Genomic DNA, 15,270 nt, shown 5'->3' with positions numbered 1-15,270 from the left:
GCCGCCCGCATGAAAAGGACCGACAGACGATGACCGAGCCCGCCAAGGATGCCACCTGCCCCGTACACGCGCCCAAGGATCACCCGAAGGTGCCGCGGGAGAAGACGGGCATTCTGCTGGCCAATCTCGGGACTCCCGACAATTACGACTATTGGTCGATGCGCCGCTATCTCAACGAGTTTCTCTCGGATCGCCGCGTGATCGATTATGCGCCCTGGAAATGGCAGCCGCTCTTGCAGCTCATCATCCTCACCAAGCGCCCCTTCACAAGCGGCGCCGCCTACAAGTCGATCTGGAACGAGGAAAAGGGCGAAAGCCCCCTGATGACGATCACCCGCGATCAGACCGAAGCGCTGCGTGCCGCGCTCACGGCGGAATACGGCGACGAGGTGATGGTCGATTTCTGCATGCGCTACGGCAACCCCTCGACCCAGTCGAAGGTGCGCGAAATGACCGAGGCGGGCTGCACGCGCATCCTCTTTTTCCCGCTCTATCCACAATATGCCGGAGCGACCTCCGCCACGGCGAACGATCAGTTCTTTCGCGCGCTGATGAAGGAGACGCGCCAGCCCGCCGCGCGCACGGTCGAGCCCTATTTCGACCATCCGCATTACATCGAGGCGCTCGCGCGCTCGATCGAGGAGGCCTATGCCGGCGAGATCGACCCCGAGATCCTCGTCGTCTCGTATCACGGCATGCCCAAGCGTTACCTGATGCAGGGCGATCCTTATCATTGCCAATGCCAGAAGACGACGCGCCTCCTGAAGGAGCGGCTGGGCTGGAGCGACACGCAGATCACGACAACCTTCCAGTCGGTCTTCGGACCGGAGGAGTGGCTCAAGCCCTACACGGTCGATGAAGTGGCGCGCCTCGCCAAGGAAGAGGGCAAGAAGCGTATCGCCGTCGTCGCGCCGGCCTTCTCCGCCGATTGCATCGAAACGCTGGAAGAGATCAACGAGGAGATCCGCGAAAGCTTCGAGGAGGCGGGCGGCGAGGAGTTCACCTATATCCCCTGCCTCAACGACGGTCCCGCGCATATCGAGGCGCTAGCCGATGTCATCCGCGAAAACCTCGGCGGCTGGGTGACCGACAGGCCGAGTTGAACCTGCACCGCGAAAACGGAAAAGACGCCGGACCTTTCGATCCGGCGTCTCTTTTGTCTGTTGTCAGACGAAGAACATTCAAGGCGGCCGGAAATCGGCCTGCCCGAAATGCTTAGTCGGCTGCGATCACAGCTGCGACGATCGCCAGAACGACCAGCGGAACCCAGACGCCAGCTGCCGACGAGCTTGCATTGGTTTCTTCGACGATAACCGGAGCCTCCATCACGGGAGCCTCCATGTTGCCTGCGAATGCGGTGGAAGCAGCGGCGGACAGAGCAGCGGCGAGAACGAGTTTCTTCATTGTATCCTCCAGAAATTAGCGTGACGTCGCATCTTGCGACGGCAAGCACCCAAGACGTTTACCTCGTGTCAATTCTCTAATCAGCAAATTTGCGTGATTGCAATTGCAACTTGATGCCAAACCGCGACCACGGGCCGCAATATCGTCAAATAAGCAACACTTGAGTGCCCACTTTCGCGAGGCCGAAGAGTTCCGCGATATGCTCGTTGTAGAGGCCGATGCACCCGTTGGACGACCGGCGACCGATCTTGCGCGTGTCGTGCGTGCCGTGGATGCGGTAGTATTTCCATCCGAGGTAGAGCGCATGCGTGCCGAGCGGATTGTCCGGCCCCGGCGGCACGAAGGCCGGCCATTCGGGATTGCGCTTGAGCATGTTCGGCGTCGGAGACCAGCTCGGCCCCTCGACCTTGCGCGTCACGCGCGTGCGCCCGCGCCGTGTCAGCTCCTCCGACAGCGGGATCGAAGACGGGTAGAGTTTGTAGGTGCGCCCGTCCTCGCTCCAGTAGTGCAAAGCGCGCGAATCGATGTCGACGAGCACGGCCCCGTTGCGCAGAGACTTGAAATAGGGCTGCCATGTCATCGACCGGAAGCTCGAGATGTTGCGGCGCACGCTTTGCGTGATCTCGCGCTCCATCTCGATCGTGCCCGTGCTCTGGGCCAGGGCCGGCGTTCCGATTACGGCAGCGGCACCCGCCAGGAAGTTTCTTCTATTCAATGGCTTGAAAGGGGTCTGGGTCACTTTTGCCTCCATGGCGAATGGATTGCGCGGAATGGGAGGTATCATATGGCGCGAATGTCGCAGTCGCAATTCAAACCGGGGCGGGTGGCGAAGTTCCGAGCATGTGGGTTTGAATCGCAACGCAGGCGCCTGTAGGGAATAAGAAAACAATAAGATGGATGGTTCTCCTCCCATGTCGCGCATTCTGGTCCTCGTCATCTCCGCCCTGCTCGCCCTTTCCGCCTGCGCGCCGCCCCCGCCGCCCCCGCCGCAGATCGGCGCGGATGGCAAGCCGCTGCCCAAGGTCTACCGCATCCGGGCGGGCGACGCGTCGGCGATCCAGTTCCGTATGCTCGACTCGGTGAACGCGCTGCGCAGTGCCGCGGGCCGTCAGCCCGTCGAACTCAATGCCCAGCTCAACGCCGCCGCCGCGACCCATTCGCGCGACATGTCGGTCCAGAACCGGCCCTGGCATTTCGGATCGGACGGCTCCTCGCCGATCGACCGGATCGAGCGTGTGGGCTACACCGGCGGCCTTGTCGGCGAGGCGATTTCGGAAACCTACGAGACCGAGCTCGAGACGCTGGCCGCTTGGATGGAAGAGCCGGGCACGCGCAGCGTGATCCTTTCGCCGCAAGCGACCCAGATGGGCTTTTCGTGGCTTCAGGAAAACAACGGCAAGATCTGGTGGACGCTGGTGATGGGCCGCTGAGGCCAGCCGCGCAGCAAAAAGCCGGGGCAGGCCGCCCCGGCTCTTTCGTCTTTCAGGAACCGCTCGCGCCCGGACCGCCAGCGCGGGCAGAGGTCAGGGATAAAGCGTGATCGGCGTTCCGTCCTTCACCATCGCATAGATCCATTCCATTTCCTTGTTGGTCACGGCGATGCAGCCCGCCGTCCAGTCGATCCCCTTGCGCTTTCCCTTGAAGCCATTGGGCTGGCCGTGGATGAAGATATCGCCGCCCGGACTCTTGCCGCGCTCGCGGGCCAGCGCGCGGTCGAGCGCGTTTGGATAGGAAATGCCGATCGACAGATGGAACTTGCTGTTCGGATTGCGCCGGTCGATGAGATATGTCCCCTCCGGCGTGCGCCCGTCGCCTTCCTCGGCCTTGTGACCCACAGGCGCGAAGCCGAGGTCGAAATCATACGCCTCCAGCACCCGGTCATGGTGCAGAAGATACATCTTGCGCTCGGTTTTCTTGACCACGACATGCGTGACCTCGGGGCCGTTATACGTCTTGAATTTGGAGCTACAGGCCGAAAGGCCCACAACCATCAACGCAACGGCCAGGAATCTGAAGAAACTCACGTGCCCACCTCGGTTTTGTGTTTTTCGCCCTAGATACCGCAAAACCGGGCGACCGAGATAGGGGGAAAACCGCCGCAGGGGCCTAAATTCGCGACAGGCGGGCCACGAGCTCGATATGGCTCGACCAGCGGAACTGGTCGACGACGCGCACGGCCTCGAGCCGATAGCCCGCCGCCACGGCCTGCGCCGCGTCGCGCGCGAAGGTGACGGGACTGCACGAGACGTAGGCGATACGCGGCACGCCGGCCCCGATCAGCTCGGCCATCTGCGCCTCGGCGCCCGCGCGGGGCGGGTCGATCACGGCGGCGTCGAACCTCGCCAGCTCGTCCGGCAGAAGGGGCCGCCGAAAGAGATCGCGCGTCTCGGTGGTGACTTCCTTGAGACCCTCGGCTTTGCGCCAACCGGCACCCAGCGCCTCGGTCATGGCGGCGTCGCCCTCGACGGCATGCACCCGCGCGGTGCGAGCGAGCGGCAGGGCGAAGGTGCCGCATCCGGCGAAGAGATCGACGATGCGCCCGGCGCCGTCCAGCGCGGCGCGCACATCGGCCAAGAGCGCGGCTTCGCCCTCGGCGGTAGCTTGCAGGAAGGCGCCCGGGGGCGGCACCACGTCCACCGTCCCGAAGCGCTGCACCGGTGCCTCGCGCATTGCGATCACCTCGCCCTCCCACGCGAGCCGCGCAAGGCTCAGCGTTTCGGCCAGTTGCGCAAGCTGCGCGCGCAGCGGCCCATCGAGAGGCTTGCCCCCCGTCACATTCACGTCGAGCCCGGCGCGCGACAGGCAGACCGCGACATCGAGACTGCCCTTGCGCGTGCCAACCTCCTGCGCCAGCGCCTCGGCCATGGGAATGGCGCGCATGAGGTCAGGATGCAGAAGGCGGCAGTCCGGAATTTCGATGATGACGTCCGACGCGCGTCCGTGAAAGCCCGCCATCGCGCCCTTCTTGGTCCGCCGCGCCGAGAGCGTCGCGCGCCGCCGCGCCTGCGCGGGCGAGGTCGCGATGGGCAGAAACGGCGCGTCGATCCCGTGCGCCGCAAGTGCGGTGCGCACCACATCTTCCTTGAAGCGCGCCACAAAATCATCGTCGGCATGCTGCAACTGGCAGCCGCCGCAGGCCTTGAAATGGCGGCAAGGCGGCGCGACGCGCCGGTCGCTCGGCGTCTCGATGCGGATATCGGTGAGGCGCTGGCCCTCGAGCATGCCGGTCACCCGCTCGCCCGGCAGCGTCATGGGTGCGAAGACCGGCCCGGCGGCGATGCCGTCGCCATGATGGCCCAGCCGTTCGATCAGATGGCTCATGCGCCCTCCTCCAGAAGCTCTTCCCGGCTCAGCGCGAAATCCGACGCGATCCAGCGCGCCTCGAGCGCCTTCAGCCGCGCGCCCAGCGCCGCACCCTGCAAGGCGGGCATGAGATCGGCGGCCGCGACGGGAAAGACCTGCCGCGCGCCGCGCGCCGCCGCCGCGAGCGCGCCCGCATCGAGCGGCTGCTGCAAGAGCGCGGACCGCAGAAGCAGGATATCGCGGGCCGCCTCGGCGCCGTGCAGATACCCGAGCGCGCCCGGACGCTCGATGCGTCCCGCACCCTCGCGCAGCGTCTCGAGCCGTGCGGCATCAACGCGGCTGAGCCGAAGCCGGTCACGCAGATCCTCACCGCCCAGCGCCGCGAGGCGCCGGATGGGATCGTGCGACACATGCGCCTCGCCTTCGAGATGAACGAGCGGCGCCAGCGCCGCGGGATCGGAACCCGGCAGAACCCGCGCCAGCGCGCCGGACTGCGCCATCGCGGCCATGGCAAGGGCGGGGTCGGGCGCGGCCAGAAGGCGCAGCATCTCGCCCCCGACCCGCTCGCGCGCCAGCGTCTCGAGCCCGTCCAGATTCTCCACCACCGCCGCCAGCCCCTCGGGATCTATGCCGCGCTGGCCGCCATATTGCGCATGAAACCGAAAGAAGCGCAGGCTGCGCAGATAATCCTCGCGAATGCGCGTGCCCGCATCCTCTATGAAGCGCACGCGCCGCGCCATGAGATCGGGCAGCCCGCCGAGCGGGTCGATCACCTCGCCATCCGCAGCGGCATAAAGCGCGTTCATCGTGAAATCGCGGCGGCGCGCATCCTCGGTCATGTCGTCGGTGAAGGCGACGATCGCATGCCGTCCATCGGTCTCGACATCGCGGCGAAAGGTGGTGATCTCAAACGGCGTGCCTTCGGCGATCAGGGTGACGGTGCCGTGCTCGATGCCCGTCGGCACCGCCTTGAGCCCCGCCGCCTCGGCCAGAGTCAGCATCGCGTCAGGCTCGGCATCCGTGGCGAGATCAAGATCGCCCACAGGCTCGTTCAGGAGAGCGTTGCGCACGGCGCCGCCCACCAGCCAGACGCGGTGCCCCGCCGCCTCGAAAGCCGCGAAGATCGCGCGCAGCGGCGCGGCGGTGAGCCAGGGCGCCTCGATCTTCATGACCGGCCCGCCACATCGGCCAGCGCGCGCAGCATCCGCGCGGTCGCGCCCCAGATGTAGTAAGGCCCGAACGGGACCGTGTAATAGCGCCGCATCGTGCCGCGCCAATAGCGCGCCTCGACCCGAAAGCGGGCGGGATCGAGCACATGGGCGAGCGGCACGTCGAAGACCTCGGCGACCTCCCCGGCCTCCGGCACGGGCGTGAAGGGCGCGCGAACGCGGCCAATGACGGGCGTGACCATGTAGCCCGTGACGGTCTCATGCTCGGGCAGATGGCCCAGCACCTCGACATTCGACGGCGCGAGGCCGATCTCCTCATGCGCCTCGCGCAGGGCGGCGGCGGTCACGTCGGCATCGCACTCGTCCTGCTTGCCGCCCGGAAAGGCGATCTGGCCCGGATGCTGCTTGAGCACCGAGGAGCGCTGCGTCAGCAGGAGCCGCGCACCGTGCGGCGTCATCATCAGCGGCACCAGCACACCGGCGGGGCGCAGCTTGCGCCCTTCGGGCAACACCGTCTCGGGGTTCAAATCGAAATCGGAGGTCGCCGCATGCGGGCGGCCCAGCGCGGCGGCGATCTCCGCGATGGGATCGGGCGCACTCATGCCCCGTCTTGACCGCCCGGATCGTCCGCCTCGAAACCGAGCGTCGCCGGGTCCATTTCGTAATGGGCGCCGCAGAACTGGCAGTCGGCGGTCACGAAACCCTCTTCGGTCGTCATCGTGGCGATATCGCGCGCCGAGTAGATCGACAGGCTCTGCCGCACGCGATCCTCCGAGCAGGTGCAGCCGAAGCGCACGGGCTGCGCATCGAAGACGCGCGGCGCCTCCTCATGGAAGAGCCGCAGCAGAAGGTCCGTCGGCGCGACGCTCGGCCCGATGAGCTCGAGCGCATCGACCGTGTCGAGCAGGATGTTCGCGCGGCTCCAGTTCTCGCCCTCCGGCCCGTTCGGCACCACGTCCTCCGGCTGGAGCAATCCGCCCTCGCCCGTGCCGCCATCGGTCGCCGGGGCGAAGGGCGAGGCCTTGGGCATGTGCTGAAGCATGATGCCGCCTGCGCGCCAATGCTCGACGCCGCCCGTCTCGGTCGAGCGGCCGAAGCTGAGCGAGAATCGCGTCGGGATCTGCTCGGACTGCGCGAAATAGGCCTCGGCGCAGGCGCTCAGACTGCCGCCCGCGAGGGGCGTGATCCCTTGATAAGGCGTCGTGCCCTTGCCTTGGTCGATCATGATCGCGAAATAGCCCTCGCCGACCTGCGCGAAGGGATCGGCTTCGGTCAGGCGCGCGGGATCATAGCTTGCGTAGGCGCGGATGCGGGCCGGCTCGCCTTCGACCTGGGGGCCGTAATAGTCGGTTGCGATCATCCGCACCGGACCGTTCGACTGCACCTGAAGCGAGAGCTTCCAGCGCAGCTTGATCGTCTGGCCGATGAGCGCGGTCAGGATGGCCATCTCGGCCACCAGCGCCTCGACCACGGGCGGGTACTCATGCTGCTTCAGGATTCCGCCCAACACCCCGTCGAGCCGCGCGATGCGGCCGCGGATGTCCGAGTTATCGAGCTGGAACGGCAGAACCGTGTCGTCCCAAGCGATTTTGTCACCGAAAGTCATGGGGGTTTCCTTATGTGCCGTGGCTTGGCATATCGCGAAGAGATAGGCAGGAGCAACCCGGCGTCGAGCAGGAGCAAGCCAATGATACCACGTGTCGGAGAGCCGCCATTGCCCGGGCAGCGCTACAGGCTGCGCCACGGCGTCTATGCCCTTCTGCCTGCGCGGAACGGTCTTCTGGTGACGTTGCAGCACGATCCCGAGCCAGAATTGCAGTTGCCGGGGGGCGGAATCGATCCGGGCGAATCGCCGCTGCGGGCGCTGCACCGCGAAGTCATGGAGGAAACCGGCTGGACCATCGCGGCGCCGCGCCGGATGGGCGCGTTCCGCCGGTTCGTCTTCATGCCGGAATACGACATGTGGGCCGAGAAGCTGTGCACGATCTACCTCGCGCAGCCCGTGCGACAGGTCCGCGCGCCGACCGAGCCGGGGCACACGGCGCTTGTCGTGGATGCGGGCATGGCGGCGGCCGAGCTCGGCAACGAGGGCGACAGGATGTTCGTCAGGCGCTGGGCGGCGCGGGCTTGATTTCGAGCAGGACGGCAGAGACGTCATCGGCGAAATTGTCGGTGCCGGCGAAATCCGCGAGCTTCCAGATCATCGCCTCGAGACAGGCGAGCCCGCGCGTCTGCCGCAACGCGCCCAGCATCGCCGCGAGGCCCGCATCGTCCAGAAGCGTGCCATCGGGGGCCGCGCATTCGGTCACGCCGTCCGAGTGGATCATCAGCCGGTCGCCCGGATGCAGACGGAATTCCACGTCCTGATACTCCGCGCCCGGAATGAGCCCCACGGGCAGACCGCCGCCGCCCACCATCTCGACGCGCCCGTCCGCGCGCTGGATCGCGGGATAGGGATGGCCGGCCTGCGCCATGACGACCCGGCCCGTCTCCAGATCGACATCCGCCAGAAGCAGCGTGAAGTAATGCTCCGTCTCCAGCTCGCTCAGGAATAGGTCGTTGAGCGCCGCGGCCGTCCGTGCGGGAGGCCGCATGACATAGTCGTCTCCCACCCTCTTGAGCGCAACATTCTGCTCGGGCGCGGCGCCCGACAGATATCCGGCGAGCCGCGCAGTCATCAGGGCGGAGCTGACCCCATGGCCGGACACGTCGAGCCCATAGAGCCCGATATGCGAGCCGTTCACCGGAAACATGCCGACAAGATCGCCCCCGACATGGCCCGAGGATCGCAGGAGCATCGACACGGCCGCCGGTCCCAGATCGCGGTGCCGGTCGCTGACCAGCGATTGCTGAAGCTTCTTCGCCTCCATCAAGTCGGCATCGAGCGAAGCGTAGAGCGTCTGCAACTTGGCGAGCGTCGAATTGACCAGCCTGTTCTTCTCGGTCAGCTCGCGCTCCATCTCGAGGATACGCTCGCCCGCGGCGATCCGCGCGCGCAGCTCTCCGGGATCGACGGGCTTGGTCAGGAAGTCGTCGGCCCCGGCATCGAGACCATGCGCGATTTCGGCCTTGTCGGATTTCGAGGTGAGCAGGATGAAATACCCGTAGCTGCCACGGGTCATGCGCCGGAAGGCATCGCAGAATTCGAGGCCGGACATGCCCGGCATCATCCAGTCGCTCAGCACGAGGTCGGGCGGCATCTCGCGGCAATGCTCGAGCGCCTCGCGCCCGGACTCGGCCTCGATCACCGAAAACCCCCATTTCTTGAGCGACGCTGCGAGGATGCGGCGCTGGAGGCGGCTGTCATCCACGACGAGAACGCGCCGGATCGCGCGGACGGGCGGCGCCGGACCGGCCTCGGGCATGTGGATGGTCTGGGACAAGATGACTCCCCTCGAACGCTGACCCTTGGTTCTACCGCGCGGCCCGTTAACAGAGGGTGAAGGCGTGCCGGAAATTCCCGGATCGCCGCTAACGCGGCCTTAACTCCCTGCATGCCAGCCTGAAGCGAACCGGAGGGCGCGCGATGATCGATTGGAGCAGGGTGACCGAATTGCGGGACGAAATCGGAGCCGAGAATTTCGCCGAGATCGTGACGCTTTTTCTGGAAGAGGTGGAGACCGAAATCGACGCACTCCGCGCGGGCTGCGCCGAAGACGCGCTCGAAGCGCGGCTGCATTTTCTGAAAGGAAGCGCGCTCAATCTCGGCTTCACGGACTTCTCGAGACTTTGCCAGATGGGCGAGACGGCCGCCGCCTCTGGCCGTGCCGGCGATGTGGATCTCGCCGCGACCATCGCCTGCTTCGAGGCGTCGCGCGAGGATTTCATGCGCGGTCTCGAGGCGCTCGCGCCGCCCTGATCCCAGCCGCGCTCAGATTAGGAATTCGGCGAGAACCTGATCGTCGGTGATGTCGCGATAGGTGAAACCCGCGTCCGTCAGGGCGGGCAGGAGGCGGTCGAAATTCTCGGTCCGGCTCGTCTCGATCCCGATCAGAACCGAGCCGAAATTGCGCGCTGATTTCTTGAGGTATTCAAACCGTGCGATATCGTCCTCGGGGCCCAGAAGCGCGAGGAAATCCTTGAGCGCGCCGGGCCGCTGGGGCAGGCGCAGGATGAAGTATTTCTTGACGCCCGAATGGCGCTGCGCGCGTTCCTTGACCTCAGGCAGACGCTCGAAATCGAAATTGCCGCCCGATGTGACGCAGACCACGGTCTTGCCGCGGATCCGGTTGCGCATGTCCTTGAGCGCATCCACCGCCAGCGCCCCCGCGGGTTCGAGCACGATGCCCTCGATGTTCAGCATCTCGATCATCGTGGTGCAGAGCCGGTCCTCGTTCACGGTGACGACCTGCCCAGGATCGAGATGGGCGAGCCGCGCGAAGGTGCGCGCCCCGATCTGGGCGACGGCGGCGCCGTCGGCGAAATTGTCCACATGATCGAGCCGCACGGGCGCGCCCGCCATCAGCGCGGCCTTGAGGCTGGCGCCGCCCGCCGGCTCGACCAGCGTGATATCGGCGCGATCCGCCACATAGCTCGTGACGCCCGAAGACAGGCCGCCGCCGCCGACGGGCATCACGATGTGATCGGGCATGCCGCCCAGATCCCTTTCGATCTCGACCATCACCGAAGCCTGACCCTCGATCACGTCCTCGTCGTCGAAGGGCGACAGGAAATGCCCGCCATGACGCGCGCAATAGTCCTGCGCCGAGGCCAGCGTGACGTCGAAGTAATCCCCCGTCAGCTCGATCCGCACGTTGTCGCCGCCGAAGATGCGCGTCTTGCCGATCTTCTGCTGCGGCGTCGTGACGGGCATGAAGATGACGCCCTCGACCCCGAAATGGCGGCACATGAAGGCGACGCCCTGCGCGTGGTTGCCCGCGCTCGCGCAGACGAAGACCGGCGCGTCGCCGCCCCGCGCCAGCACCTTGCGCATCGCGTTGAACGCGCCGCGCAGCTTGTAGGAACGCACCGGCGTCAGATCCTCGCGCTTGAGCAGGATATTCGCGTCGTAGCGCTCGGACAGATGTTCGTTGCGCTGCAAGGGCGTTGCGTCGAACACTTCGCGCATCGCGGCCTCGGCGGCGCGGGCCTTTTGCTGAAAATCACTCATGCCGATATGCCTGCCCCAAGCCGGCGCGCCGCACAAGGGGCGATGCGCACCGCGCTTCGGGCCCGTCCGGACAGGTTCCAACGCCGGCGTACGGCCCCGCCGCCACCTTGCCTGCCCTTGCGAAACCCGCTAAGCCCCTGCGCGACCCTGACAAAGGATTTGCACATGTCCGCGCCCAAGAAAGTCGTGCTGGCCTATTCCGGCGGCCTCGATACCTCGATCATCCTCAAATGGCTGCAAACCGAATACGGTTGCGAGGTGGTGACCTTCACCGCCGATCTCGGCCAGGGCGAAGAGCTCGAGCCCGCACGCGAGAAGGCCGTGATGCTGGGGATCGACCCCAAGAACATCTACATCGAGGATGTGCGCGAGGAATTCGTGCGCGATTTCGTCTTCCCGATGTTCCGTGCCAATGCCGTCTACGAGGGTCTCTACCTTCTGGGCACCTCCATCGCCCGCCCGCTCATTTCCAAGCGCCTCGTTGAGATCGCGCATGAGACCGGCGCCGATGCGGTCGCGCATGGCGCCACCGGCAAGGGCAACGATCAGGTGCGGTTCGAGCTTGCGGCCTATGCGCTCAACCCCGATATCAAGGTGATCGCGCCGTGGCGCGAGTGGGATCTGACAAGCCGCACCCGCCTTCTCGATTTCGCGGAAAAGAACCAGATCCCGATCGCCAAGGACAAGCGCGGCGAGGCCCCCTTCTCGGTCGATGCGAACCTTCTGCACACCTCGTCCGAGGGCAAGGTTCTCGAAAATCCCGCCGAGATGGCGCCCGATTACGTGTATCAGCGGACCGTCGCACCCGAAGATGCACCCGAGACGCCCGAATTCGTCGAGATCGGCTTCGAGCGCGGCGACGCGGTGTCGATCAACGGCGAGGCGCTGAGCCCGGCCACGATCCTGACCCGCCTCAACGAACTGGGCGGCAAGCACGGTATCGGTCGGCTCGACTTCGTCGAGAACCGCTTCGTCGGCATGAAGTCCCGCGGCATCTACGAGACGCCCGGCGGCACCGTCCTCCTAGAGGCGCATCGCGGGATCGAGCAGATCACGCTCGACTCGGGCGCGGGCCATCTCAAGGACAGCCTGATGCCGCGCTATGCCGAGCTGATTTATAACGGCTTCTGGTTCTCGCCCGAGCGCGAGATGCTGCAAGCGGCCATCGACAAGAGCCAGGAACACGTCACCGGCACCGTCAAGCTCAAGCTCTACAAGGGCGCTGCCACATGCGTCGGCCGCTGGTCGGACCACTCGCTTTACTCGGAGGCGCATGTGACCTTCGAGGATGATGCAGGCGCCTATGACCAGAAAGATGCGGCGGGCTTCATCCAGTTGAACGCTCTGCGCCTCAAGCTTTTGGCCGCGCGCAAACGGCGCCTCAAGGGCTGAACAGAAAGGAAGGGCGGCCTATGCCGCCCTTTTTTCTTGCAGAAAGACGCCGAAGCCCTCTATCTCGGCGAGCGCTTGGCCAGTATGCGCTGGAGCGTGCGGCGGTGCATGTTGAGGCGCCGCGCCGTTTCGGACACGTTCCGGTCGCACAATTCATATACCCGCTGGATATGCTCCCAACGCACACGGTCCGCGCTCATCGGATTTTCCGGAGGCGGCGGCAGGTCGTCGCCCGTCGCCATCAGCGCGTTCGTGATGTCGGTCGCGTCCGCGGGTTTCGAGAGATAGTCCGTCGCGCCGATCTTGACCGCAGCGACGGCGGTCGCGATGGCCCCATAGCCCGTGAGCACGACGACACGGCTTTCGGGCCGCTTCTCGCGGATGACTTCGACCACGTCGAGGCCATTGCCGTCCTCGAGCCTCAGATCGCAGACCGCATAGGCGGGCGGACGGGCCTCCGCGGCGGCGCGACCCTCGGCGACGGAAGTCGCGACCTCCACGTCGAAGCCGCGCTTTTCCATCGCCTTGGCGAGCCGGCGCACAAAGGCCTCGTCATCATCGACCAAAAGCAGCGACGGGTCTTCACCCAGGTCCAGCTCCGTATCGGCCATGTCATGCGCTCCAATCCCGTTTCCTCTTGGGAAAGGAGATAGGCGCGCAACGCCCTGCGTCAAATGGGCAATTCCGGCTCAGCCCGCCTCGACGAAACACTGCACCTTGTCCGCCATCTCCTCGCTCGTGGTCTCGCGGCGGAAAAACTCGACAAAGCCGTGACCGGGCATCGTCAGATAGGTGAAGGTCGAGTGATCGACGAGGTAGAAATCCTCCTCGCCTTCCTCGGGCTCGTGCACATTGTAGAAGGTGCGGTAGGCCTGGCTCGCGGCCTTGACCTGCTCGGGCGAGCCGGTGAGGCCGATCATGCGCGGATGCATCGCGTCGGTGAAATCGGCCAGCACCTCGGGCGTATCGCGCTGCGGGTCGACCGAGATGAAGACCGGCTTCACCATCACACCGCGCTCTTCGAGGATCTCGGTCGCCTCGGCGTTGCGAGCGACGTCGAGCGGGCAGACATCCGGGCAGAACGTATAGCCGAAATAGATGAGCGACGGCTGATCGAGCACCTCGGCGCTCGTCACGGTGGCGCCGGTTTCGTCAACCAGAGTGAAGTCGCCCCCGATCCCCGCACCGCCATCGGCGATGGACGTGCTGCGGCACTGGGCGAACTCGCCCTCCGCGCCTCCGCGTCCGATGGTCAGGAAATAGGTGACACCCAAAGCGGCCAGAACGGCGATGCCGGCGGCGATGGCGATGATGCGGTTCATGGGGGACGTCCTTCCGACTGGGCAAGATGCGGGGTTTGTGCCACATCTACCCCATGCCATACCGGACACAACAGGGCGATTTATCGCAGACGGGCCAGCGCATCGAAGTCGCGCCGCGCGGGCGCGGCGCATGGATCCGGTTGCGGACGCTGATCTTGCTGCGCTGGTGGGCGATCGTCGGCCAGATCTCGGCTCTGATCGTCGTCGAGCAATTCATGCAGATCGAGATCGCGACGGGGCTTTGCTACCTCGTGATCGGCGCCGCGATCGTCAGCAACCTCGTGGCCTCCTTCGTCTTTCCGGCGACCAAGCGGCTCAGCGAGAAAGAGAATCTCGCCGTGGTTCTCTTCGATCTGCTGCAACTCGGAATGCTGCTCTATCTCACCGGCGGGCTCAACAATCCCTTCTCGGTGCTGATCGTGGGGCCCGTGATCGTCTCGGCCTCCTCGCTCTCGTCGCGCTCGACGCTCTTTCTGGGCCTCACCGCGATCCTGATCGTCACAGCGCTGGCGCGGTTTCATCTCGATCTGCGCAGCGAGGCGGGGTTCGTCATGCAGATGCCGGCGATCTTCCTCTTCGGTACCTGGGTCGCCATCGTGATCGGGATCGTCTTTCTGGGCGTCTATTCGCGCTGGATCGTGACGGAGATCCACGCCATGTCGGGCGCGCTTCAGGCTACGCAGATGGCCCTCGCGCGCGAGCAGAAGCTGACCGATCTGGGCGGCGTGGTCGCCGCCGCCGCGCATGAGCTGGGCACGCCGCTCGCCACGATCAAGCTGACCAGCGCCGAGCTGGCTGACGATCTGCCGGAGGGCAGCGAGATGCGCGAGGACGCGCTTCTCATCAGCCAGCAGGCGGATCGGTGCCGCGACATCCTGCGCTCCATGGGCCGCGCCGGTAAGGACGATCTGCACCTGCGCCGCGCACCCTTCACCGCCGTCGTCGAGGAGGCGGGCGAGCCGCATGCCGATCGCGGCAAGACGCTCATCTTCGATCACGGCGCGATCGGTGGCGCCTCTGCCGCGCCGCCGGTGATCCTGCGCCGTCCCGAGGTGATCCACGGGCTGCGCAACCTCATTCAGAACGCCGTTGATTTCGCGGATGCCCGTGTATGGGTCGAGGCGCGCTGGTCGCCCGGTCGGATCACGCTGCGGATCATGGATGACGGGCCGGGCTTTCCACCGCAGCTTCTGGGACGCATCGGCGATCCGCTCATCCCGCGCCGCGCCCGCGCTCAGGGCGGGCAAGGCCGGCGGCCCGGTTACGAGGGCATGGGCCTCGGCCTCTTCATCGCCAAGACGCTGCTCGAGCGATCGGGCGCCGATCTCAGCTTCGCCAACGGCCCCGACAGCTTCAAAGGCGATTCGGTGATGCGCGAGCGTACCGGCGCAGTGGTCGAAGTCGTCTGGCAACGCGCCGACCTGGAGGTGCCCGGCGACGCGGAGGCAGGCGGCATCGGCTTCAACGAGCCGTTCAGGCCCTGAAATCGCGCGTATCCCGGCAAGGCTCGCCGAATGCAGCTATCGGCTTAACGCGCTGTTAACCACCCATCCGCCACCCTTGTCCACGC

The 15,270-nt window shown here is 65.8% G+C and carries 17 protein-coding genes; 6 read left to right on the top strand and 11 right to left on the bottom strand.

Annotated features, from left to right (window positions below):
- Positions 1–29 precede the first annotated feature (29 nt).
- Positions 30–1,103 (top strand): ferrochelatase, encoded by a 1,074-nt coding sequence (hemH, locus tag ACGRVM_RS11940; RefSeq protein WP_377171917.1) that lies wholly within the window; start codon positions 30–32, stop codon positions 1,101–1,103.
- Between the two features lie 112 nt (positions 1,104–1,215).
- Here the strand turns inward: hemH and ACGRVM_RS11935 are convergent, their stop codons facing one another.
- Both ACGRVM_RS11935 and ACGRVM_RS11930 read right to left on the bottom strand, forming a co-directional pair.
- A complete protein-coding gene (locus ACGRVM_RS11935; protein ID WP_377171915.1) occupies positions 1,216–1,404 on the bottom strand; it encodes a hypothetical protein in 189 nt (62 codons plus the stop codon).
- 145 nt (positions 1,405–1,549) lie between these two features.
- Complete coding sequence (locus tag ACGRVM_RS11930; protein WP_377171913.1) at positions 1,550–2,155, bottom strand: L,D-transpeptidase family protein; 606 nt, start codon at positions 2,153–2,155, stop codon at positions 1,550–1,552.
- Between the two features lie 160 nt (positions 2,156–2,315).
- On the opposite strand from ACGRVM_RS11930, the gene ACGRVM_RS11925 reads away from it, so the two are divergent.
- A complete protein-coding gene (locus ACGRVM_RS11925) occupies positions 2,316–2,834 on the top strand; it encodes a CAP domain-containing protein (protein ID WP_377171911.1) in 519 nt (172 codons plus the stop codon).
- 93 nt (positions 2,835–2,927) lie between these two features.
- Here ACGRVM_RS11925 and ACGRVM_RS11920 read toward each other — a convergent pair whose 3' ends face one another.
- The 5 genes from ACGRVM_RS11920 to hslO form a co-directional block, all read right to left on the bottom strand.
- A complete protein-coding gene (locus ACGRVM_RS11920) occupies positions 2,928–3,395 on the bottom strand; it encodes a L,D-transpeptidase family protein (RefSeq protein ID WP_377172460.1) in 468 nt (155 codons plus the stop codon).
- A 115-nt stretch (positions 3,396–3,510) separates the two neighbouring features.
- Positions 3,511–4,725 carry a class I SAM-dependent RNA methyltransferase gene (locus ACGRVM_RS11915; RefSeq protein ID WP_377171909.1) on the bottom strand — a complete coding sequence of 405 codons (1,215 nt, stop codon included), beginning with the start codon at positions 4,723–4,725 and terminating at the stop codon, positions 3,511–3,513.
- Positions 4,722–5,876 (bottom strand): CCA tRNA nucleotidyltransferase, encoded by a 1,155-nt coding sequence (locus tag ACGRVM_RS11910; RefSeq protein ID WP_377171907.1) that lies wholly within the window; start codon positions 5,874–5,876, stop codon positions 4,722–4,724. Before ACGRVM_RS11910 ends, ACGRVM_RS11915 begins: the two co-directional genes overlap by 4 nt.
- A complete protein-coding gene (locus ACGRVM_RS11905) occupies positions 5,873–6,478 on the bottom strand; it encodes a CoA pyrophosphatase (RefSeq protein WP_377171905.1) in 606 nt (201 codons plus the stop codon). Before ACGRVM_RS11905 ends, ACGRVM_RS11910 begins: the two co-directional genes overlap by 4 nt.
- On the bottom strand, positions 6,475–7,482 hold the full coding sequence (hslO, locus tag ACGRVM_RS11900) for an Hsp33 family molecular chaperone HslO (RefSeq protein WP_377171903.1): 1,008 nt from the start codon (positions 7,480–7,482) through the stop codon (positions 6,475–6,477). Before hslO ends, ACGRVM_RS11905 begins: the two co-directional genes overlap by 4 nt.
- 81 nt (positions 7,483–7,563) lie before the next feature.
- On the opposite strand from hslO, the gene ACGRVM_RS11895 reads away from it, so the two are divergent.
- Positions 7,564–8,007 (top strand): NUDIX hydrolase, encoded by a 444-nt coding sequence (locus tag ACGRVM_RS11895; protein ID WP_377171901.1) that lies wholly within the window; start codon positions 7,564–7,566, stop codon positions 8,005–8,007.
- Here ACGRVM_RS11895 and ACGRVM_RS11890 read toward each other — a convergent pair.
- On the bottom strand, positions 7,982–9,241 hold the full coding sequence (locus ACGRVM_RS11890) for a PP2C family protein-serine/threonine phosphatase (RefSeq protein ID WP_377172459.1): 1,260 nt from the start codon (positions 9,239–9,241) through the stop codon (positions 7,982–7,984). The genes ACGRVM_RS11895 and ACGRVM_RS11890 overlap by 26 nt on opposite strands.
- 161 nt (positions 9,242–9,402) lie before the next feature.
- Between ACGRVM_RS11890 and ACGRVM_RS11885 the strand changes: the two genes are divergently transcribed.
- The gene (locus ACGRVM_RS11885; protein WP_377171899.1) at positions 9,403–9,735 is read left to right on the top strand and encodes an Hpt domain-containing protein; all 333 of its coding nucleotides are present in this window, start codon (positions 9,403–9,405) and stop codon (positions 9,733–9,735) included.
- 12 nt (positions 9,736–9,747) lie between these two features.
- Here the strand turns inward: ACGRVM_RS11885 and ilvA are convergent, their stop codons facing one another.
- Positions 9,748–10,986, bottom strand: coding sequence for a threonine ammonia-lyase IlvA (gene ilvA / locus ACGRVM_RS11880; RefSeq protein ID WP_377171897.1), 1,239 nt, complete (start codon positions 10,984–10,986; stop codon positions 9,748–9,750).
- Positions 10,987–11,151: 165 nt separating this feature from the next.
- On the opposite strand from ilvA, the gene ACGRVM_RS11875 reads away from it, so the two are divergent.
- Positions 11,152–12,378, top strand: coding sequence for an argininosuccinate synthase (locus ACGRVM_RS11875; RefSeq protein WP_377171895.1), 1,227 nt, complete (start codon positions 11,152–11,154; stop codon positions 12,376–12,378).
- A gap of 59 nt (positions 12,379–12,437) precedes the next feature.
- Here ACGRVM_RS11875 and ACGRVM_RS11870 read toward each other — a convergent pair whose 3' ends face one another.
- A complete protein-coding gene (locus tag ACGRVM_RS11870) occupies positions 12,438–12,989 on the bottom strand; it encodes an ActR/PrrA/RegA family redox response regulator transcription factor (RefSeq protein ID WP_377171893.1) in 552 nt (183 codons plus the stop codon).
- A gap of 78 nt (positions 12,990–13,067) precedes the next feature.
- Positions 13,068–13,700 (bottom strand): SCO family protein, encoded by a 633-nt coding sequence (locus ACGRVM_RS11865; protein ID WP_377171891.1) that lies wholly within the window; start codon positions 13,698–13,700, stop codon positions 13,068–13,070.
- A gap of 53 nt (positions 13,701–13,753) precedes the next feature.
- Between ACGRVM_RS11865 and regB the strand changes: the two genes are divergently transcribed.
- Positions 13,754–15,184 (top strand): sensor histidine kinase RegB, encoded by a 1,431-nt coding sequence (gene regB / locus ACGRVM_RS11860; protein WP_377171889.1) that lies wholly within the window; start codon positions 13,754–13,756, stop codon positions 15,182–15,184.
- The last annotated feature ends 86 nt before the right edge of the window (positions 15,185–15,270 follow it).

The organism is Roseovarius aquimarinus (genome assembly GCF_043661195.1).
Taxonomy (GTDB): domain Bacteria; phylum Pseudomonadota; class Alphaproteobacteria; order Rhodobacterales; family Rhodobacteraceae; genus Roseovarius; species Roseovarius aquimarinus.
This window is presented reverse-complemented; position numbering and strand designations above follow the sequence as displayed.